16 protein-coding genes are annotated in these 20,620 nt (G+C 60.2%); 13 read left to right on the top strand and 3 right to left on the bottom strand.

Going from position 1 to position 20,620, the window contains the following annotated elements:
• Positions 1 to 18: 18 nt before the first annotated feature.
• From ACYQ47_RS19655 to purU, 5 genes are all read left to right on the top strand, one after another.
• The gene (locus ACYQ47_RS19655) at positions 19 to 2,013 is read left to right on the top strand and encodes a monovalent cation:proton antiporter family protein (protein ID WP_250462867.1); all 1,995 of its coding nucleotides are present in this window, start codon (positions 19 to 21) and stop codon (positions 2,011 to 2,013) included.
• Between the two features lie 57 nt (positions 2,014 to 2,070).
• Entirely contained in the window at positions 2,071 to 2,637 is a 567-nt protein-coding gene (locus ACYQ47_RS19650) for an adenine phosphoribosyltransferase (RefSeq protein ID WP_244826929.1), read from the top strand.
• A gap of 1 nt (position 2,638) precedes the next feature.
• The gene (locus ACYQ47_RS19645; protein WP_459906541.1) at positions 2,639 to 3,253 is read left to right on the top strand and encodes a LysE family translocator; all 615 of its coding nucleotides are present in this window, start codon (positions 2,639 to 2,641) and stop codon (positions 3,251 to 3,253) included.
• 183 nt (positions 3,254 to 3,436) lie between these two features.
• A complete protein-coding gene (locus ACYQ47_RS19640) occupies positions 3,437 to 4,282 on the top strand; it encodes an NUDIX hydrolase (protein ID WP_459906540.1) in 846 nt (281 codons plus the stop codon).
• Between the two features lie 24 nt (positions 4,283 to 4,306).
• Positions 4,307 to 5,176, top strand: a complete 870-nt coding sequence (gene purU / locus ACYQ47_RS19635; protein ID WP_244826932.1) for a formyltetrahydrofolate deformylase — start codon at positions 4,307 to 4,309, stop codon at positions 5,174 to 5,176.
• Positions 5,177 to 5,248: 72 nt separating this feature from the next.
• Here purU and ACYQ47_RS19630 read toward each other — a convergent pair whose 3' ends face one another.
• Positions 5,249 to 6,337 carry an AI-2E family transporter gene (locus ACYQ47_RS19630; RefSeq protein ID WP_244826933.1) on the bottom strand — a complete coding sequence of 363 codons (1,089 nt, stop codon included), beginning with the start codon at positions 6,335 to 6,337 and terminating at the stop codon, positions 5,249 to 5,251.
• A gap of 103 nt (positions 6,338 to 6,440) precedes the next feature.
• Positions 6,441 to 9,314, bottom strand: a complete 2,874-nt coding sequence (gene uvrA / locus ACYQ47_RS19625) for an excinuclease ABC subunit UvrA (RefSeq protein ID WP_250462882.1) — start codon at positions 9,312 to 9,314, stop codon at positions 6,441 to 6,443.
• A gap of 348 nt (positions 9,315 to 9,662) precedes the next feature.
• On the opposite strand from uvrA, the gene ACYQ47_RS19620 reads away from it, so the two are divergent.
• From ACYQ47_RS19620 to ACYQ47_RS19595, 6 genes are all read left to right on the top strand, one after another.
• Positions 9,663 to 10,865 (top strand): MFS transporter, encoded by a 1,203-nt coding sequence (locus tag ACYQ47_RS19620; RefSeq protein ID WP_250462885.1) that lies wholly within the window; start codon positions 9,663 to 9,665, stop codon positions 10,863 to 10,865.
• A 117-nt stretch (positions 10,866 to 10,982) separates the two neighbouring features.
• Complete coding sequence (locus ACYQ47_RS19615; RefSeq protein ID WP_244826936.1) at positions 10,983 to 11,510, top strand: single-stranded DNA-binding protein; 528 nt, start codon at positions 10,983 to 10,985, stop codon at positions 11,508 to 11,510.
• 425 nt (positions 11,511 to 11,935) lie between these two features.
• Positions 11,936 to 12,583 (top strand): response regulator, encoded by a 648-nt coding sequence (locus ACYQ47_RS19610; protein ID WP_459906539.1) that lies wholly within the window; start codon positions 11,936 to 11,938, stop codon positions 12,581 to 12,583.
• A 120-nt stretch (positions 12,584 to 12,703) separates the two neighbouring features.
• Complete coding sequence (locus tag ACYQ47_RS19605; protein WP_250525353.1) at positions 12,704 to 13,384, top strand: response regulator; 681 nt, start codon at positions 12,704 to 12,706, stop codon at positions 13,382 to 13,384.
• 90 nt (positions 13,385 to 13,474) lie between these two features.
• Positions 13,475 to 14,125: a response regulator gene (locus ACYQ47_RS19600; protein ID WP_250462890.1), complete on the top strand. Its 651-nt coding sequence runs from the start codon at positions 13,475 to 13,477 to the stop codon at positions 14,123 to 14,125.
• Positions 14,126 to 14,306: 181 nt separating this feature from the next.
• A complete protein-coding gene (locus tag ACYQ47_RS19595; RefSeq protein WP_459906538.1) occupies positions 14,307 to 17,363 on the top strand; it encodes an ATP-binding protein in 3,057 nt (1,018 codons plus the stop codon).
• Positions 17,364 to 17,418: 55 nt separating this feature from the next.
• Here the strand turns inward: ACYQ47_RS19595 and ACYQ47_RS19590 are convergent, their stop codons facing one another.
• On the bottom strand, positions 17,419 to 18,354 hold the full coding sequence (locus ACYQ47_RS19590) for a LysR family transcriptional regulator (protein WP_459906537.1): 936 nt from the start codon (positions 18,352 to 18,354) through the stop codon (positions 17,419 to 17,421).
• Between the two features lie 437 nt (positions 18,355 to 18,791).
• Between ACYQ47_RS19590 and ACYQ47_RS19585 the strand changes: the two genes are divergently transcribed.
• Positions 18,792 to 19,976: a porin gene (locus ACYQ47_RS19585; RefSeq protein WP_459906536.1), complete on the top strand. Its 1,185-nt coding sequence runs from the start codon at positions 18,792 to 18,794 to the stop codon at positions 19,974 to 19,976.
• A 195-nt stretch (positions 19,977 to 20,171) separates the two neighbouring features.
• Positions 20,172 to 20,618: a CHRD domain-containing protein gene (locus tag ACYQ47_RS19580; protein WP_459906535.1), complete on the top strand. Its 447-nt coding sequence runs from the start codon at positions 20,172 to 20,174 to the stop codon at positions 20,616 to 20,618.
• Positions 20,619 to 20,620: the final 2 nt, after the last annotated feature.

The following is a 20,620-nucleotide window of genomic DNA, read 5'->3' as shown; positions in this document are numbered from 1 at the left end:
AACGAGGACGCTGGACGGATGATTTCTCCGCTCGAAATGACGCTGTTGTTGCTGCTCTGCTCAGTGGCAGGCGTCGTCGTATTTCGCTTTTTCAATTTGCCGCCGATGCTCGGTTATCTGACCGTTGGCATCATCGTGGGTCCGCATGCGGCCGGCATCGCGCCGGATAGCGACCGCGCCCAGCATCTCGCCGAATTCGGCGTGGTGTTCCTGATGTTTTCCATCGGACTCGAATTCTCGCTGTCGAAGCTGCGCTCGATGCGGCGCATCGTGTTCGGACTCGGCGCGAGCCAGGTCGGGGCGACCATCGTGCTTGCGCTGCTGTTCGGCTGGATCGCCAACTTCTGGATTCCGATGTCCTGGCAGGCGAGCTTCGCGCTCGGCGGCGCGTTGTCGATGTCCTCGACCGCGATCGTCAGCAAGCTGCTCGCGGAACGGCTCGAACTCGAATCGGAGCACGGTCGCAACATCTTCGGCGTGCTGCTGTTCCAGGATCTGGCGGTGGTGCCGCTGCTCATCATCATCGCGGCGTTCGGCAACGGCAATTCGTCGCAACTCGCGATGTGGCTCGGCATCGCGGCGATCAAGATCGTGGTCGCGTTGACGGTGCTGCTGTTCATCGGCCAGAAGTTCATGACGCGCTGGTTCGATCTGGTCGCGCGCCGGCGCTCGCAAGAGCTCTTCATGCTGAACCTGTTGCTGGTGACGCTCGGCGCCGCGTTCATCACCGACAAGTTTGGGCTGTCGCTTGCGCTCGGCGCGTTCATCGCGGGCATGTTGATCGCTGAGACACCTTACCGGCATCAGGTGGAAGAGGACATCAAGCCGTTTCGCGACGTGCTGCTCGGGCTTTTCTTCGTGACGACCGGCATGCTCCTGAACCCGCGCGTGATCTGGGAGCATCCGTTTCTCGTGCTCGGCTTTCTGATCCTGCCGATTCTGCTCAAGGCCGTGATGATCACCGGGCTCTCGCGCCTGTTCGGCGCGACGCCGGGCGTCGCCATGCGCACGGGTCTCGGGCTCGCGCAGGCGGGCGAATTCGGCTTCGTGCTGCTGAATCTGATTCTGGATTCGCATCTCGTCGATCCGACCATCCTGCAGGCCATTCTTTCCGCGATGCTGCTGTCCATGCTCGCCGCGCCGTTCATCATCCAGAACGCCGACCGGATCGTGCTGCGGCTGTCGTCGACGGAATGGATGCTGCAATCGCTGCAAATGACGAAGATCGCGACGCAAAGTCTCAAGCAAAGCGGTCACGTGATCATTTGCGGATACGGCCGCGCCGGGCAGAATCTCGCGCGCATGCTGGAGCAGGAAGGCATTTCCTACGTGGCGCTCGACCTCGACCCGGATCGCGTGGCGGCAGCGGCGGCGGCCGGCGAATCGGTCGTGTTCGGCGATGCCGGGCGCCGCGAATCGCTGCTCGCGGCGGGCCTGCATCGCGCGGCGACGGTCGCTATCACCTACGCGAATACGCCATCCGCGATGCGCGTGCTCCACAACATCCACGAACTCGCGCCCACCTTGCCGGTGATCGTGCGTACCGTCGATGACGCCGATCTCGAAAAGCTCACCGCAGCGGGCGCGACGGAAGTGATTCCGGAGATCGTCGAAGGCAGCCTGATGCTGGCGTCGCACACGCTCGTGCTGATGGGCGTGCCGATGCGCCGCGTCGTGCGGCGCGTCGAGGAAATGCGCGACGCGCGCTACAGCATGCTGCGCGGCTACTTCCACGGCGCCGATGACGATGACGACGACGATGGCCACGAGCAGGTACGGCTACAATCCGTACCGATCGACGAGAAATCGGACGCGGTCGGGCATTCGCTCGACGATCTGGGGCTCGTCGGCAACGGTGTCGAGGTCACCGCGATCCGGCGCCACGGCATCCGGGGCGTCGAACCTGCCCCCGACACCAAGCTGCGCGCGAACGACATCGTCGTCTTGCGCGGCATGCCCGAAGGGCTCGCGCAAGCCGAAGAGCGGCTTTCGCGCAACCGCCGGGCAGCGTAACTTTTTCTCTTCATCGTCAAGGCGGGCGCGGCCTCACAGCGCGGACTTGGAGAAGTCATGTCCTTTACCCCTACGAACGTCACGCCGGACGCCGCGCGTTTCATCAAGGAGCGCGTGCGCACCGTCGAAAACTGGCCGCAGGCCGGCGTGCAGTTTCGCGACATCACGCCCGTCTTGCAGGACCGGCGCGCGCTGCGCACGTTGATCGACCTGTTCGTGCAGCGTTATATCGATGCAAAACTCGATTCGATCGCCGGTCTCGATGCGCGCGGTTTCATCATCGGGCCGATTCTCGCGTACGAACTGAGCCTGGGTTTCGTGCCGATCCGCAAGAAAGGCAAGCTCCCGTACAAGACGCTCTCACAGTCCTACGAGCTCGAATATGGCAGCGCGACCGTCGAGATTCACGAAGACGCGTGCAAACCGGGCGATCGCATCGTGCTCGTCGACGATCTGGTCGCGACCGGCGGCACCATGATGGCAGGCAAGATTCTGCTGGACCGGCTCGGTGCGGAAGTGGTGGAAGCGGCGGCAATCATCGACTTGCCGGATTTGGGCGGCTCGAAACTGCTGCGTGAAAGCGGCGTGCCGCTTTACACCGTTTGTGAATTCGCGGGGCATTGAGATGCCGAATTTCCTCCTCTTTCTTGCCGCATCGGTTGCGATTACCGTCGCGCCGGGGCCGGACAATCTGCAAGTGCTTGCGCGCGGCATCTCGCAAGGACGGCTTGCGGGCGTCGTGGCGGCGCTCGGCTTTGCCTGCGGCGTGATCTTTCACACGACGCTCGCGGCGCTCGGCATTGCGGCGCTCTTGCGCTCTTCGCCGATGGCGTTCGAGGCCGTGAAGCTCGCGGGCGCCGCTTATCTCGTGTGGATCGGAATCAAGGCTTTGCGCAGCCGTGGCATCGCGACCGCGCATGAACGCGCGAGCCAACCGCTTTCGACCGTGTTCCGGCAGAGCGTGATCGGCAACATGCTCAATCCGAAGGTCACGTTGTTCTTTATCGTGTTTCTGCCGCAATTCGTCGATCCGCACGGCGCGCAAAGCGTGATGCTGCAGATGTTTGAACTTGGCGGCGCGTTCATGCTGCAAACGGTCGTGGTGTTCGCGCTCTTCGGCATCGGCGCGGGCATGATCGGTTCGTGGCTCAAGCGCCGTCCGCGCGTGGGCTTGTGGCTGGATCGTGTGGCTGGCGTGACGTTCATCGCGCTCGGGATTCGCGTCGCGTTGAAGGATTGAGGCGGGCCGCTTTCGAACGCTCACGAACGCTAACCAGCGCCACGAACGCTCGTCGAACGCTCACCAGCGCTTTCGAGCGCTCACCAACGCTCAAGCCGCGAGCGCGAAAGCCCAGCCTTCGATTCAATTGGCCGCGCTACAATTTTCGGCCTTTCACGGGCCGCCGAGCCTGCCGGAGCCTTCATGTCCCTGCCTTCGATCGCCGCTGCCCGCCATTTCGACGCCACCCTGCATGTGCCTTTTCTGATCGGCGAGGAGCGCGTCGGCTGGATCCGAGCTTTCGATGTCGCATCGCTCACGCGCTGGCCGAACATCTTCGTAGTCGATGCAACCGCGGTGCGGCTGCATCCATCGCTGAACGACGTCGATGCGCGCACGGCCGCGCTTCACGATGTCATCGACACGCTCGCTCAGCAGGGCAAGATTCCCGGCTGGCGCAACGAAACCTACGCGATTCGCAACGACTTCCAAGCAGCGCCGCTCGCGTTCATCGAACGCGCGGCCTCGCGCTTCTTCGGCACGATGACTTACGCAGTGCATCTGAACGGCATCGTAAAATATCGCGATGGCGCGCCGCGGTTGTGGATCGCGCGCCGCAGCGATACCAAGTCCGTCGATCCCGGCAGGCTCGACAACGTGGTCGCGGGCGGCATCGGCTGGGGTATGGATATCGAGCCGACGCTCGTGAAGGAATGCTGGGAAGAAGCGGGCATGCCGGCCGAACTCGCGTCGACGGCCACGCCCGGCGGCACGCTCCACGTGCTGCAGATGATTCCCGAAGGCACGCAGGCCGAGCAGCTTTTCGTCTACGACATCGAGCTTCCGAACGGCTTCACGCCGCAAAATCAGGACGGCGAAGTCGGCGAACATCGCCTGGCGCGCATCGAGGATGTCGCGCGCTGGATCGAGGAAGGCGAATTCACCGTCGATGCCACGCTTGCCACCCTCGATTGCCTGCTGCGCCACCGCTGGATCGACGAGGAAGCGTGCGAAGGCATCGCCGCGCTCTACACGCCGCCATCGCTCTAACAATGATTAAGGAGTAACCGGGTCATGTCGACCGAACATAGTTTCATCCTGAAGTTGTCGTGCCCGGACCGTCCGGGAATCGTGCATGCCGTTTCCGGGTTTCTGTTCAATCTCGGCGCGAACATTCTGGACTCGGCGCAGTTCGGCGACAGCCACACCGGCGAGTTCTTCATGCGCGTGCATTTTCAGGAAGTCGGCGGCGATCCCGGCCTCGATGCGCTGCGCACGTCGTTCGGCGAACTGGCCGACACGTTCGGCATGCGCTGGGAGTTGCACGATGCATCGGTGAAGCCGCGCGTGGTCATCATGGTGTCGAAGATCGGCCACTGTCTGAACGATCTGCTGTTCCGTTATCGCACGGGCCAGTTGCAGATCGACATCGCGGCTATCGTGTCGAATCACAAGGATTTTTATCAGCTCGCCGCGAGCTACGACATTCCGTTCCATCATCTGCCGCTGCTCAACGGCACGCCGCAGGCGAAGGCCGCGCAGGAAGCGCGCGTGATGGAGATCATCGACCAGAACGATACCGACCTCGTCGTGCTCGCGCGCTACATGCAGATTCTCTCAACCGAAATGTGCGACAAACTCGCGGGCCGCGCGATCAACATTCATCACTCGTTCCTGCCGAGCTTCAAGGGCGCGAAGCCGTACTATCAGGCGTTCGATCGCGGCGTGAAGCTGATCGGCGCGACCGCCCATTACGTGACGTCCGACCTCGACGAAGGGCCGATCATCGAGCAGGAAGTGGAGCGCGTCGATCACAACATGACGCCGGATCAACTGACCGCCATTGGCCGCGATGTCGAATGCGTGACGCTCGCGCGCGCGGTGAAGTGGCATGTGGAGCATCGCGTCGTGCTGAATGGGAGCAAGACGGTGGTGTTCCGGTAAGCATCGCCGTCAAAACGAGAAACCCCGCTGAATTCAAAGATTCAGCGGGGTTTTTTTATGTCGATGCACGCTTCAGACGAGCCGCAAATAAATCAGTTCGCGCTTGATATACGCGTAGAAAATCGGCGCGGCGATTACGCCCGGAAGACCGAACGCGGCTTCCATCGCGAGCATGGCGAGCAGCAGTTCCCACGCGCGCGCCTCGATCTGCCCGCCGATGATGCGCGCGTTCAGGAAATACTCGAGCTTGTGAATGACGATGAGAAAGCCGAGCGACGCCACCGCCGTGCCGAACGAAACCGACAATGAAATCCCGACAATGATGGTGTTGGAAATGAGATTGCCGATTACCGGCAGCAGACCGACGATGAACGTGATCAGCACGAGTGTCTTCGACAGCGGCAAACGCTCGTGAAAGAGCGGCAACGCGACCAGCAAATACAGCGCGGTGAAAACCGCGTTGATCGCCGAAATCTTGATCTGCGCGAAGACGATGCGGCGGAAGGCATCCGAAAAACGCGACACGCGCGTGACGAGCGCGGTGGATAACGGCAACCGATGCGCCTGCTTCGGCGCTCCGACCGCGATGATCGCGCCAATGATCATGCCGATCAGAATATGCCCGAAGCCGCGCGCCATTTCCTTGCCGCCTTGCTGCAATTGCTCGGCGTGCTTGTGCATGAGGTCGGCGGCGCGGTCTTTCATCTGATCGGCATCGACCGGGAGGTAATTGGCGATCCAATCCGGCACGCGCAGCCTTGCGTGCGACGTGATGCTCATCAACTGATCCAGCAATTTTTGCAGGCTCGGCACGTCTTGCTGGAAGTGCTCGATGATGGCTATCGTCGCGAACGTGAGCCCGCCGATGATGATCGTGGAGATGATGACGACGGACACCAGCCGCGCGCCGCGGCTCATGACGTGCCGCTCGATCACGGGCGCGATCATGTGAACCAGTTGGAACACCAGCATGCCGGCGAGCAGTCCGCCCAACAACTTGAGCTGCAAAACCAGGTACATACCCGCGAACGCCGCCAGATAGCTGCCGATCTCCACGGCGGACAACTTCGGCATGCTCATGTCGCTCGTCAGCCTGACGGGGCGCGCGGGGAGATCCCGTATGCGTCGCTCCTCGTTGGCCGCTTCGTTGCGCTTCGCCATGACTGCGTTCCTTTTCCCTGCTTGCGACGGTTATTCGTGCCGCGTATCGCGGCGCATTTCGAACGGCTATGGCGCGCGGCGCAAGTGACGCGCCGCAACCATGCTACGCCGCCGACTTGGGCCGTTGCAGCAAGGGTGCCAGATATCTGCCCGTAAAGCTCGCTTTCGATTTCGCGACCTGCTCGGGTGTTCCCTGAGCGATGATCTGGCCGCCGCCCGCGCCGCCTTCCGGACCGAGGTCGATGACCCAATCCGCCGTTTTGATCACGTCGAGATTATGCTCGATGATCACGACCGTGTTGCCCTGATCTCGCAGACGGTGAATCACTTCGAGCAGAAGCGCGATGTCGTGGAAGTGCAGACCGGTCGTCGGTTCATCGAGGATATAAAGAGTCCGACCGGTGTCGCGCTTGCTCAGTTCCAGCGAAAGCTTGACGCGCTGTGCCTCGCCACCCGAAAGCGTGGTCGCCGACTGGCCGAGCCGGATATAACCGAGGCCCACTTCCAGCAGCGTCTTCAGCTTGCGCGCGACGACCGGCACCGGCTTGAAGAACTCGTGCGCGGCTTCCACCGTGAGGTTGAGCACTTCGCTGATGTTCTTGCCCTTGTACTGAATGTCGAGCGTTTCGCGGTTGTAGCGCTTGCCGTGGCACACGTCGCAGGGCACATAGACATCCGGCAGAAAATGCATTTCGACCTTGATGACGCCATCGCCCTGACACGCCTCGCAGCGTCCGCCCTTCACGTTGAACGAAAAACGGCCGGGATCGTAACCGCGCTCCTTCGCGGCCGGCACGCCGGCGAAGAGTTCGCGGATGGGCGTGAACAGTCCGGTATAAGTGGCCGGGTTCGAGCGCGGCGTGCGGCCGATGGGTGATTGATCGACGGCGATCACTTTGTCGAAGTGTTCGAGACCTTCGATGGATTCATACGGCGCGGGCTCGGTCGATGATCCGTACAAATGTTGGGCGACCGCGTGTTGCAGCGTGTCGTTGATAAGCGTGGACTTGCCCGAACCCGAGACGCCGGTCACGCAAGTCAGAAGCCCGACGGGCAAATCGAGCGTCACGCGCTTCAGATTATTGCCGTACGCCTCGACAATACGAAGCTGCCGCTCGTCCGGCGCGGTCCGCTCGGACGGATAACCGATAGTCCGCTTGCCCGACAAATACTGTCCCGTGATCGAATTCGGGTCTTTCTGCACCTGATTCGGCGTGCCTTGCGCGACGATCACGCCGCCATGCACGCCCGCGCCCGGCCCCATGTCGACGACGTAATCGGCCATGCGGATCATGTCTTCGTCATGCTCGACCACGATCACCGAGTTGCCGATATCGCGCAGATGCTTGAGCGTGGCGATAAGCCGGTCGTTGTCGCGCTGATGCAGGCCGATGGACGGCTCATCGAGCACGTACATCACGCCGGTCAAGCCCGAGCCAATTTGCGACGCGAGGCGGATGCGCTGCGCCTCGCCACCCGAGAGCGTTTCGGCGCTGCGTTCGAGCGACAGGTAATCGAGCCCGACGTTATTCAGGAACGACAGCCGCGCGACGATTTCCTTGACCACCTTGTCCGCGATCTCACCTTTCGCGCCGTCGAGCCGCAGCGTCTGGAAGTAGCCGAGCGTATCGCGCAACGGCCAGCCGCTGACTTCGTAGATGCCGCGAGCGTCATCGCCGGAACCGACTTTGACGAAACGCGCCTCGCGGCGCAGACGCGTGCCCTCGCAGGCCGGGCACGCCTGATTGTTCTGATACTTCGCCAGTTCCTCGCGCACGGCGGCCGAGTCCGTTTCGCGATAACGACGCTCCAGATTCGGCAGAATGCCTTCGAACGCGTGCTCTCTCACCGAAGCGCGCCCGCGCTCGTTGATGTACGAGAACGGAATGACCTGCTTGCCCGAACCGTACAAAAGCGTCTTGCGCACCTTTTCCGGCAGTTCCTCGAACGGCGCGTCGATGTCGTATTCGTAGAACGCCGCGAGACTTTGCAGCATCTGAAAATAGAACTGATTGCGCCGGTCCCAGCCCTTCACCGCGCCCGCCGCGAGCGAGAGCGAAGGATGCGCGACCACGCGCTTCGGATCGAAAAACGTGATCTGGCCCAAGCCGTCGCATTCCGGGCACGCGCCCATCGGATTGTTGAACGAGAAAAGGCGCGGCTCCAGTTCCGGCAGCGAGTACGAACAGATCGGGCACGCGAACTTCGAGCTGAAGAGCTTTTCGTTTTCAGTATCCATTTCGAGCGCGATCGCGCGGCCATCGGCGAGACGCAGCGCGGTCTCGAACGATTCCGCCAGGCGCTGCTTCATGTCCGGACGCACTTTAAGCCGGTCGATCACCACGTCTATGGTGTGCTTGTCGTTCTTCTTGAGCTTCGGTAGCGAGTCCACTTCATAGATTTTCGCGACGCCTTCGTTCGCCGTGCCGCCGCCCGAACGAATGCGAAAGCGGATAAATCCCTGCGCCTGCATCTCTTCGAATAACTCGACGTGCTCGCCCTTGCGATCCACGACGACGGGCGCGAGGATCATCAGCTTGGTTTCCTCGGGCAGCGCGAGCGCGGCATCGACCATCTGCGAGACGCTTTGCGCTTCGAGCGGAATCAGATGATCGGGGCAATAAGGTGTGCCGACGCGCGCAAACAGCAGACGCAGATAATCGTGAATCTCGGTGACGGTGCCGACCGTCGAACGCGGATTATGCGAGGTGGCTTTTTGTTCGATCGAAATGGCCGGTGAAAGGCCTTCGATCAGATCGACATCCGGCTTTTCCATCAGCTGCAGAAATTGCCGCGCGTATGCCGAGAGGCTCTCGACATAGCGGCGCTGACCTTCGGCGTAAAGCGTATCGAATGCGAGCGACGACTTGCCCGACCCGGACAACCCCGTAATCACAATCAGCTTGTGACGCGGCAAGTCGAGATTGACGTTCTTCAAATTGTGGGTGCGAGCCCCACGAATACGAATTTCTTCCACGAGTCTCTTCCGGGTTCTTTCGGGGGTCTTTCGGGCGTCTTTTAGGTCGTGGCGCGGGGTTTCCTGCGACTACCGGACGACAAAGTAAGGGGGCTAAACCTGCTACTATAACGACTTTTGCAGGGTGCGGCGCCCGTGCCAAAAGGCTCCCAGGGGCTCTCAAGGCTTCTCGGCGGCTTTCCAACGGCTTTTCCGTTTCCCAGGCGCCTTCGCGTTAATGGCCGCAGGTCGTGCGGCGCGCGAGCAGCCGTGTGTCGCATATAGTGCCGTTTCGAGCCAGAACAAGGCGGCCGCGCCGCGCTCCCCACGCGTCAGGCCAGTCGCGACCCTCACCCATTTCCGTTCCTGATGTCCAATCCGTCTGCTACGTCCACACGTTTGTCCGCGCCGGAATTGCGCGCAACCGTGTCGCTCGCCGCGATCTTCGCGTTGCGCATGCTCGGCCTCTTCATGATCATGCCGGTGTTTTCCATTTACGCGAAAACCATCCCTGGCGGCGATGACGTGTTTCTCGTCGGCATAGCGCTCGGCGCTTACGGCGTTACGCAGTCCATGCTCTACATCTTCTATGGCTGGATTTCGGACAAGCTGGGCCGCAAACCCGTGATCGCATTCGGCCTGCTCGTGTTCGCGCTCGGCAGCTTCGTGGCGGCGGCAGGGCACTCCATGGCGTGGATCATCGCCGGACGTGTGATTCAGGGCATGGGCGCGGTGTCGTCGGCGGTAATCGCGTTCATCGCCGATCTGACTGAAGAAGAAAATCGCACCAAGGCCATGGCGATGGTCGGCGCGAGCATCGGCGTCTCGTTCGCGGTCGCTATCGTTGGCGCACCGATCCTGTTCCACTGGGTCGGCATGAGCGGCTTGTTCACGGTGATCGGCGTGCTGTCGATCGTCGCGGTCGGCGTGGTCTTGTGGGTCGTGCCGGACCCGCCCGTGCCGCCGGTTCACGTCAAGGCGCCATTCGCCGAGGTGCTGCACAACGTCGAGCTGCTGCGTCTGAACTTCGGCGTGCTGGTGCTGCACGCAACCCAAACCGCGCTCTTTCTCGTCGTGCCGCGCATTCTCGAAGCGGGCGGGTTACCGGTCGCCTCGCACTGGAAGATTTATCTTCCGGTGATGGGCCTCGCTTTCGTGATGATGGTTCCGGCAATCATCGCCGCCGAGAAGCGCGGCAAGATGAAAGCGGTCATGTTGAGTGCGATTTTTCTTATCCTGATCGGCCAGTTGTTATTAGGCGCGGCTCCCCATACGCTATGGTCTGTGGCCGCGATCCTGTTTGTGTACTTCTTGGGCTTCAACGTGCTGGAGGCGTCGCAACCTTCGCTCGTGTCCAAACTGGCGCCAGGCACCCGCAAGGGCGCGGCCGCCGGGGTGTACAACACGACGCAGTCTATCGGGCTCGCGCTTGGTGGCGTGATCGGCGGCTGGCTGCTCAAGCTGGATGGCCCGAGTGCGGTGTTCTTCTCGTGTTCGGCGCTGGTGCTGGCATGGTTGATCGTCGCGTCGAAAATGAAGGCGCCGCCGCGCAGGGTCGAGCGCGCGGCGTAGCGAATCTGTATTAATCATATTGAGGCAGTGCGATGTTTCCCGTCCTCTTCCGTGGAAGAGGGTTGAACTGATAACGTCGCATAACTGCTAGTGGGCAAGGAATTTACCGGAGAAATCATGGCATCTGTCAACAAGGTCATTCTCGTAGGCAATCTGGGCGCCGACCCGGAAACGCGCTACCTTCCGAGCGGCGACGCCGTGGCCAACATTCGTCTCGCGACGACCGACCGTTACAAGGAAAAGTCGTCTGGCGAGATGAAGGAACTCACGGAGTGGCATCGCGTGGCGTTCTTCGGGCGTCTTGCCGAGATCGTGAACGAGTATTTGAAGAAGGGCTCGTCGGTGTATATCGAAGGGCGCATTCGCACGCGCAAGTGGACCGATCAGGCGGGGCAAGAGCGCTATTCGACCGAGATCGTTGCCGATCAGATGCAAATGCTCGGTGGCCGCGGCGGAGCAGGCGGCGGCGATGACGGCGGCTACAGCCGCAGCGCGCCGATGGAGCGCTCAGGCGGCGGCGGTGGTGGCGGCCGCGCGCCGGCAGGCGGGCGCGCTGCGGGCGGTGGAGCGGGTGGCGGATCGAGCCGTCCGAGCCAACCTGCGGGCGGCGGTTTTGAAGACATGGACGACGATATCCCGTTCTGACAAGTCGCAACAAATTCGTTCAAACACTAAGCCTCTGGCATTAATTGTCGGAGGCTTTTTTTTATCAAATCGGCAAGGCGCTTTCCGAAATATAACTTCGAGGCTCTCCGCGATTCCCGCAGCCGTATTACGCTTCCGATTAACCGCGAATAGGTGGCTTTAATCCCGTCAACAAGGAGTCATTGGAAGCCTAATCGGAGTAGTCCTATGGTGCGCGGCTTGTTTGCGTCCTACTTTGATTCATCGAGTTTAGAACGTTTAGTTACTCGCTGCTTTTAGGCATTCATTTATTGATTTCGGATGTTTACTCGATTTTATTGAGTTCGAGCAAACGTAACGGAAGAGAGACTTCGTTGATTGCATAAAGCAATAAATGCGTTCTGACCAAAATCTAAAAATCAACAACATCATTTAGAGGGGCGACTTTGAAACTTCGCGTAGTGCTGGCCGACGATCATCCTTTCGTGGTCCTTGGCGTAAAGGCGCTTTTCAAGGCCGACGAGGGGATCGATGTCGTCGGTGAGGCGAATAATGCGAGCAGCCTTGTGGTCGAACTCGCGAAGACGCCATGTGACGTGCTTGTCACGGATTTCGCCATGCCTGAGCCTGGGCCGGACGCTTTAGACGGATTACGGCTGATCCGTAGAATCAGGCAAGAGTGGCCAAGCATCAAAATCGTCGTGCTGACGAGCGTCAGTAATGTCGCGATTCTTCGTTCTATTCTGAATGCCGGTGCCATCGGACTCGTGAATAAGGCGGAGGCTATTGAACTCGTCGCGACTGCCGTGCGCCATGCGGGAATCGATCGCCGTTATGTCAGTGGGTCTTTTGTTACCGCGTTAGCGGAAGCGGGCGCGGAAACCGAGTCATCACCAGAGAAACCGCGGCTTTCGCCCCGGGAAGAAGAAGTCGTTCGTTTGTTCGCCAAGGGTCGCACGATTACCGAAATCGCCAAAGCGTTGAACCGCGATGTGCGCACTATCAGTCGACAGAAGCGAGATGCGATGAACAAGCTCGGAATTAGAAACGACCCGGGTTTGTTCGCGTTTGTACGCGCTCAAGGACTCTGCTGAGTTATCGGTGTGGTGAGTTCGAATTCGGATGCATCTTATGTTTTTTAATGTTTCGGTATCCGATTCTTATCGGTGTCAAGAATGAATTTGAGTTCGCTCAACGCGTGAAGGTTTTAAGTGATGGAATCATTGAATGAAGGTCAAGTGTTCTCGCATGCCAGGAGAATTCGGTTAGCAATAGCGGACGATCATCCGCTCGTCATTCTCGCTATCGAACGGCTGGCTGGGAATTTTCCCAATGTAGAAGTGGTGAGTCGAAGCATCGATTCCACGCAGCTCGACGAGTGTCTGGCACGCGGTGAATGCGACGTGGCCATCGTCGACTTCTTCATGCCGGGGGGGCGCCATGGTGACGGCGTTCAACTCGTGCAGCACATTTCTGCGACTTATCCGAATGTGCACATCGTCGTGCTATCGCGCACCGATAACGCGACGCTCATCAAGCAGGCGCTGGACGCGGGCGCGCACGCGTTCCTCAGCAAAGAGGACCGGCTTGACCTCATCTATGTCGCGATCGTCTCGGTCATTGCCAACGAGACCTATCTCGGACCGGCAATTCGCCGTGCTTTGGCCATTGCGAATACGGAAAGTCACGCTCTGTTCATTCGGCAGAGACTGACTAGCCGGGAAATGGAAGTCATTGAAAACTACGCGCGCGGTGCCAACGTGACTGAGATCGCAAGGAAGCTGGGCCGTAGCGTAAAGACTATCAGCGCTCAGAAATGCGCCGCCATGCGCAAGCTGGATCTGTCCACGGACGCAGATCTGTATCGCTTCGTTGCGGACACGGACCTGATCTGACGCGCGCTTACAAGCAGCTTTGACCGGCCGGCGTAGAGACGCACTGCCCTCGATAGAAGGGCATGCCGGCTTTTAAAATAAAAGAGACCAATGAAAACAAGAATGCCGCTGAGGGCAATCATCGCCGATGATCACCCGATAGTCGTGAAGGGTATCAAGAGCTATCTCGAACGGGACGGCGCCATCGAAGTAGTGGCGACGGCGCACGACACCCAAGAGCTGGCCGAAGCGCTGGATTCAACTGCTTGTGACTTCGTCTTTTCTGACATTGGAATGCAGGGGATGGAAGGTGAGAGCAGCTCCATCACATTTCTGAGGCGTTTTTCGAGTCGGATCGAGCGGCCGAGGCTGGTCGTCATCACCATGCTTTCACAAGCGCGAATGCTAGCGGGACTCATACGAATGGGCGTCGACGGTGTGGTCGACAAGCGCGACGGACTGGAGTCTCTCGAAACCGCAATTGCGGCCATCAGCGCAGGCAGACGGTTCGCCTCGCCGCTTGCCATAGATGCGTTGAGCAGCCTTCCAGAAACCATGCCCGCATGTGTCGGCGTATTGAGCCGGCGCGAGTGGGAAGTGTTTCGGCTGTATGCCAGTGGAATGGTGGTGCACGAGATTGCAAGCCGATTTGGACGAAGCAGTAAAACCATTGCTACCCAGAAACGCAGTGGCATGCGGAAGCTGGGCCTAAGTTCGGAGGCCGATCTCGTCGAGTATTTCAGGCAGGTGGGCCTCGTCTGACTGAAGTGGAACGGTTGGCGTCATCAGAATTATTTAAGACGGTTCCGATGTCTGCGCCAACGGATGCGTATCAGACTCTACTGTTCGACGGCGCCAGCGACAGCCTGTGTTGCAGCGTACGCAAGATTTCCCATGCGGCGTCCTCTCCACGACGCCGACTTTTACCTTTGTGAGATTCGATTTGAGTTCCGTCGTCGTGCGTTGCTGGTTTTTGCTCGTCGTGCTCCTGTCACCGTATTGCACGGTGGTTCGCGCGGACACTGTCGCGTCCGACGCGCGTGCAACGGCGGCAGATATCGCGCCCGCCAGAGAAAGCATTCCGCCTATCGATGCGGATGCCTTCATGTTTCGCGCTAACGACGCGCTCTCGAACGTTTATGTCTCGGCAGCGCCGTCCCGTGTTCTGAGCGTTACCGCACTGCGCCTGCTTCCTGCACTCATTGGCGTGCTGGCCGTTTTGATCGTCACGCTTCGGGCATTCGTCCTGTTGCAGCGGGAAATGCGAAAGCGTCTCAAGATCGAACAGCAACTCGCGACGCAGTTGAGCTTCCAGCAGACCATGATGGAAGTCGTGCCGTATCCGCTTGTCGCGAAGGACATGGACAATCGCTACGTCGCGGTCAACCGTGCGTTCGAGGAGGCCCTGGGCGTTCGCAGGACGGATATCGTCGGACAGACGGCGCTCGAAGTGGGCGCGTGGGGAGCAAAGCACAGCCGTTTGCTGCACGATCTCTCCGGTTGCACGCTCGCCACGGGCAAGCGTCAGGAAGTCGAGGCCGAGTTCTTCGACGAGTTCGGCAGATCGCGCTACGGCCTCTTTTGGACCGGTGCATTTCTGGCACCGGACGGCGAGCGAGCAGGCGTAGTCGGCACGATGATCGACATTACCGATATTCGCGACGCGGAGATGCACGCCCGTCGCACGGAGCGGCGCCTGCACGACGTCACGCGCTCGCTCCCCGCTGTCGTATTCCAACTGCGGCGTGCGCGCGATGGCGCTTACAGCCTTCCGTATATCGACGGTGACACGCGGCAACTGCTTGGCCTCGATCTTGGAGCGTTGGCTAACGATCCGCTCAAGGTATTGCGTCAAGTCAACTCCGAGGACGGCGTGCGCCTGCTGGCGGAAATAGAGCGGTCATCGCTCACGCTCGAGCCCTTGCATACAGAATTTCGAGCCGTCGTCGGCGGCGTGACGCGCTGGTTTCGCGCAGACCTCGTCGCTCATTGCGAAGACGACGGCGCCGTGGTCTGGAGCGGATATTGGGTGGATGCGAGCGTCGAACACGCGCGCGCTGAAGAGCTTGCGCGGGCGAGAGATATCGCGGAGGCCGCATCGAGAGCGAAGGACGATTTTCTCGCCATGATGAGCCACGAAATCCGCACGCCTATGAACGGCGTTCTGGGTCTCGTCGAAGTGTTCGAAAATACGCCGCTCAATCCGGATCAGTCGCAAATGCTCGGCATGATTCAGGATTCAGCCAGCGCTTTACTTCAGATTCTCGACGATCTCCTGGACTATTCGAAGATCGAAGCAGGCCGTCTGACGATCGAGCCGACCGCGATCGATTTGCGCGAACTCGTCGATAGCGCCGTCGGCTTGCTGGCGGGCAGGGCACACGAAAAGGGCTTGCGAGTGCGAGTCAATGTCGCGCCGGAAGTGGCGGCTACCGTGCAGGGCGACAGCGTGCGTCTGAGGCAGATCATCTTCAACCTGATGAGCAACGCGATCAAGTTCACCAGCGCTGGTGAAGTCGCCGTGCACGTACGGGAAGTGGGATCGACGGATTCCACTCAGCTGCTCGAACTCTGCGTGAAGGACACGGGCATTGGTATCGCGTCCGAAGCGCAGGCGAGTCTCTTCGAGCCGTTCGTGCAAGCGGAAAAGTCCACTACTCGACGCTTCGGCGGTACGGGCCTCGGACTGACTATCGTCAATCGGCTCGTGGACTTGATGGGTGCCACACTGACGTTGCAGAGCGAAGTAGGCGTCGGCACATCCATGACGCTTCGCCTCGAACTGCCGGTCGAGACTTTGCAGTATCAGATCGACGGCTTGCGCGGCCGGCGAGGCATCGTGGCAATCGACGAAGATCGCGTCGCCGACGCGTTGGTGAACTACGGACAGGCGCTCGGTCTGGTGCTTCAGCGCATTCCGTCGGATAGCCCGAGCCTAATGCTTCCGGAGACGTTCGAAGGCGTCGATATCGTATTTCTGAGCGATACGCACAAGGACAAACTGCCGTTCGGATCCCGCGTCATTCACGCGACGGAAAAGCCGAAGCCAACGGGTTATCGAATTCTCGAAGACGATATTCGCGTCAGCATCAATCCCATCTCTTGGCGAGGGCTTGGCGCTGCCTGCGTCGCGGCCTTGACCGGCATGCCGCAGATTGCGGCGCGCGCGACAATGGGCCTCGAACCGAAGAAGGAAGCGCCCGACCGCGAGGATGCTTTGCGCAACGGCAGGCTCGTGCTCGTGGCGGAGGATCATCCGGTTAATCAGGAGTTGATTCGTCACCAGCTTTCGTTGCTCGGGTTCGCCTGCGATGTCGTGCAGGATGGCGTCGAGGCGCTTGCGGCGCTCGAACAGACGCATTACGGCTTTCTGATCACGGACTGCCATATGCCGAACATGACCGGCTACGAGCTGACGAGGCGCGTGCGCGCCAACGAAGCGGGAACAGCGGTCCGACTGCCGATTCTCGGTATCACCGCTAGCACGGCGGCCGAGGAGCGCACCATGTGCCGCGACGCGGGTATGGACGATTGCCTCATCAAACCCACTCGGCTCGCGACGCTGCGCGAGCATCTTAACCGGTGGTGGTTGAAGGACACGATCGCGCCTGAGCCGGAAGGACGGGCAGTCGGCGGCGCCGAAGCAAGGCACGCGGAAGAAGACGAACTCGACCTTGAAGCGATGGCGCAACTCTGGGGCAGCGAGGCCACCGTCAAGGCGCTTCTCGATGCCTTCGTGTCCTCGTTCCGCGACGATCTCGCCGCGCTCGAACCACTGCTCGCACGCGGCACGGTGGAACACTTGCGCGAATGGCATCATCGCGTGTCTGGGGCCGCGAGCGTGTTGCAGTATCGGCCGCTGCTGGACGCGCTGGAAACATTTAGGCGTGACTTGTCGAGTAAGCCACTTGCAATGCGTCGACGGGACGGAAGTCTGTTGATCGTTCGCTGCAGGCAATTGCTCGAGCGCATAGAGGCGCAAGGCGCCGAGCTCGTTTAAGCGGTCGGATCACTCAAAGCGCGACGCGAATCAAATCGCGTCGCGCTTTTTTCTTTTAGTCGGAAAGACTGGCCGCGCCGCTATCGGACGTCGCTCGGTCCCGGAAATGCGTCAGCGCAAAGTCGACGAATGAACGCGTCTTGGCCGATACGTGTCTGCGTCCCGGATAAACGATCGACACTTCCTTGTCCGCGTCGTTGAGCGTGTAGGCCGGCAGCAAGCGCACGAGCGCGCCCGCTTCGACGTCCTGCCGGACATAGCTCTCGGGCAATACGGCAATGCCCATTCCCAATATCGCCGCCTGCCGCAACATGGGTGAACTGTTCACCGTGTACGACGGGTCGATCGACACTTCCTCGCGCGAACCCGTCGGACTGGTGAATGACCACTTCGATCCGTGAATATCCGTGGACGGCGCGAGAAACTCGTGTTTGACGAGAGCGGCGGGCCGCGCGGGCATGCCGCGGCGGGCGAGATAGTCGGGCGATGCGACGAGTGCCGCGGCGACCTTGAAAAGTGGCCGGTTGATGAGCGTGCCGCTATTGACGAGATGCGGCACGACGATGCCGACATCGAAGCCTTCATCGACGAGATCGACCGGCCGATGGAGCAGCGTAAGACTGAGCTTCACGCTCGGATAGCGATCGCGATAAGCGCGCAGCATGGGCGTGAGTTCGAGCAAGGAAAACGATGCCGATGCAACGAGCTTGAGTGTTCCGGATGGATCGACTGAACTGTTCGCTACTGATGCCTCGATATTCTCGACGTGTTCGATCACTGTTCGGCAGCCATCGGCGTATTCCTTGCCCGCTTCGGTCAGCGACACGCTTCGTGTCGTGCGATTCAGCAAGCGGGTATTGAGATGCGCTTCGAGTAGCGAGACATAGCGCGTGACCACGGCGTTCGAAAGATCGAGCGCTGCGGCCGCGCGGCCAAAAGAAGATGTCTCCGCGACTTTGAGGAAGACGCGCATCGCCTGTAATTGGTTCATGAGCGGATGGCCTGACGAAAGCGTGAGCTGCGGGTGGTCGATGCGAAGTCAGCAAGGGCAGGAGTGCCACCTCGCGTGCGCGATGTTACGTAGCCCGATACATCTTGTGAATAAGACGACTCCGATGTCTTCTCGCTGTCGCTCGTCAGCCACTGTCGCATGTGTGCAACGATGCTGCGCCTGGTCCATCTCGTTAAAGAAAAAGCATTCGGGTAAGTACCAGATGCATAAGCGTTAAGTCATATTGAAATTCTATTTTTCGATTTATTCGAAAGACCTTTTGCTCGTTCCTTGGTGGTCTCTGCAAAAAGCTGCGCCATACACTTTGGGCTGCCGAATATCGGTGTGAGGCTTTCTCCGGGGCTTCGATCCCAGATGTGCCGCGCCGCGGCCTTAAGCAACTCATCGAGTCTCGTGACTCAATCAAAGGAATTCGCATGAAAAAGAATCTTATCGGAGCCGCAGTGGCCGCTCTGGCTGCATCGTTCGCCACGGCTGCAAGCGCACAAAGCAGCGTCACGCTGTACGGCACGGTAGACGCAGGTTTCACGTTCGTGAACAACGTGCGTTCGGCACAGGGTTCGGACTACAACAAGGCAAGCGCATGGGGCGTTACGGGTAACAACGTGCAAGACAGCCGTTGGGGCCTGACGGGCGCTGAAGATCTGGGCAACGGCATGAAGGCAGTCTTCAGGCTGGAAAGCGGCTTCAACCCGGCAGACGGTAGCGGCGCCGGTGCTGCCCGTCAGTCGTATGTCGGCATCTCGACGAACCAAGGCACGGTAACGTTGGGTCGTCAGAACGACTCCGTGGCTGACTACCTCGGTCCTTTGAGCGCAACGGGCACGTTCGGCGGCACGTACTTCGCGCACCCGGACAACCTGGATAACCTGGACGGCAACAACTTCCGTCTCAGCAACTCGATCAAGTTCCAGAGCGCCAACTATGCTGGTCTGACGTTCGGCGGCGAGTACGGCTTCTCGAACTCGGCAGGCAGCTTCGCGGCGAATCGCGCGTACAGCCTGGGTGCTGGCTACGCTAACGGCCCGATCAAGGCTGGCATTGCATACACGCAAGCAAATGGCATCAACAGCAACAACGCTGGCGCCATCAACGGTGCTACGGTCGTTCCGCATGTCGTCGGTGACGCTTTTGTAGCAGCCGGTCAGCCGGCAGAGGCCGCAGAAGCCGCATTCGGCACGATCCGTCAACGTACGTTCGGCGCAGGCGCCAGCTACTCGACGAATGCTATGCAATTCGGCCTGCTGTGGACGCAAGTTCGTCAAGACGGCAGCAACTTCGACGCTACGGCCGTCACGAACAACTACGAAGCAAACGCTCGTTACGCTCTGACGCCGGCGCTGTCGCTGGGTGCGGCCTACACGTTCACCAACCAGAAGCTCGGTGCCGTGGGCGAATCCACGCGCGTTCGCTATCACCAGTTCGCCTTGCAGACCGACTACGCGTTGTCCAAGCGTACGGACGTCTACGCTGAAGGCGTGATGCAAATTGCAAGCGGTCTGCCGGAAAACGAATACCCGTCGGCTCAAATCAGCGGTGCAGCAGCATCGTCGAGCAGCCGTCAGGTTCTCGTGACGGCTGGTATCCGTCACCGCTTCTAAAGCGGGCTGAGTTGTAAGCAGTAGCTAGCTAGCAGTAGAAAGAAAAGGGCGCCGCGCGGCGCCCTTTTTGCATTCGCGCGCGTGAACGGCGCACACTGAAAAACATCGATCATCCGAATGCTCTACCATGGCGATGCCGTAAGCGCATCAACGATATGAAAGCGAAGCGCTTGGCCGTCACCAAGGAGAGCCAGAATGATCCCGACATGCAGACCACATGTCCGCTGCATCGCAGCCATGATGTTCACGTTGCTCGCATCCTCGGCGGCATTCGCCGATACCATCGCGCTGAAGGCAAATCTGCAGCCATCGAGCGAAGTTCCGCCGCGCGTCAGCAAAGGCCACGGCATGCTCGACGCCACGTTCGACACCGACACCAAAGTCATCACCTGGACCGCGACTTACGCCGAGCTTTCCGGCCCGGTCACGATGGCCCACTTTCACGGTCCCGCGCCCGTCGGTCAGAACGCGAAGCCGCAAGTACCCGCCGACAAACATGCGCTCGCCAGTCCGATGAAAGGTCGGGCCACGCTCACCGAGCAGCAGGTCACGGACCTCATGGCCGGGCAATGGTATTTCAACATTCACACACAGGAAAACCCGACCGGCGAGATTCGCGGTCAGGTGATGCCATCGAACTGATC

The organism is Caballeronia sp. HLA56, from assembly GCF_054655155.1.
The sequence above is the reverse complement of the archived record's forward strand: the minus strand, read 5'-3'. Positions and strand labels throughout refer to the sequence as shown.

Excerpts from the sequence above, each read along its gene's own strand:
- ACYQ47_RS19655 (WP_250462867.1), top strand. The coding sequence starts at position 19 with ATGATTTCTCCGCTCGAAATGACGCTGTTGTTGCTGCTCTGCTCAGTG.
- ACYQ47_RS19650 (WP_244826929.1), top strand. The coding sequence starts at position 2,071 with ATGTCCTTTACCCCTACGAACGTCACGCCGGACGCCGCGCGTTTCATC.
- ACYQ47_RS19645 (WP_459906541.1), top strand. The coding sequence starts at position 2,639 with ATGCCGAATTTCCTCCTCTTTCTTGCCGCATCGGTTGCGATTACCGTC.
- ACYQ47_RS19640 (WP_459906540.1), top strand. The coding sequence starts at position 3,437 with ATGTCCCTGCCTTCGATCGCCGCTGCCCGCCATTTCGACGCCACCCTG.
- purU (WP_244826932.1), top strand. The coding sequence starts at position 4,307 with ATGTCGACCGAACATAGTTTCATCCTGAAGTTGTCGTGCCCGGACCGT.
- ACYQ47_RS19630 (WP_244826933.1), bottom strand. The coding sequence starts at position 6,337 with ATGGCGAAGCGCAACGAAGCGGCCAACGAGGAGCGACGCATACGGGAT.
- ACYQ47_RS19620 (WP_250462885.1), top strand. The coding sequence starts at position 9,663 with ATGTCCAATCCGTCTGCTACGTCCACACGTTTGTCCGCGCCGGAATTG.
- ACYQ47_RS19615 (WP_244826936.1), top strand. The coding sequence starts at position 10,983 with ATGGCATCTGTCAACAAGGTCATTCTCGTAGGCAATCTGGGCGCCGAC.
- ACYQ47_RS19605 (WP_250525353.1), top strand. The coding sequence starts at position 12,704 with ATGGAATCATTGAATGAAGGTCAAGTGTTCTCGCATGCCAGGAGAATT.
- ACYQ47_RS19600 (WP_250462890.1), top strand. The coding sequence starts at position 13,475 with ATGAAAACAAGAATGCCGCTGAGGGCAATCATCGCCGATGATCACCCG.
- ACYQ47_RS19590 (WP_459906537.1), bottom strand. The coding sequence starts at position 18,354 with ATGAACCAATTACAGGCGATGCGCGTCTTCCTCAAAGTCGCGGAGACA.
- ACYQ47_RS19585 (WP_459906536.1), top strand. The coding sequence starts at position 18,792 with ATGAAAAAGAATCTTATCGGAGCCGCAGTGGCCGCTCTGGCTGCATCG.
- ACYQ47_RS19580 (WP_459906535.1), top strand. The coding sequence starts at position 20,172 with ATGATCCCGACATGCAGACCACATGTCCGCTGCATCGCAGCCATGATG.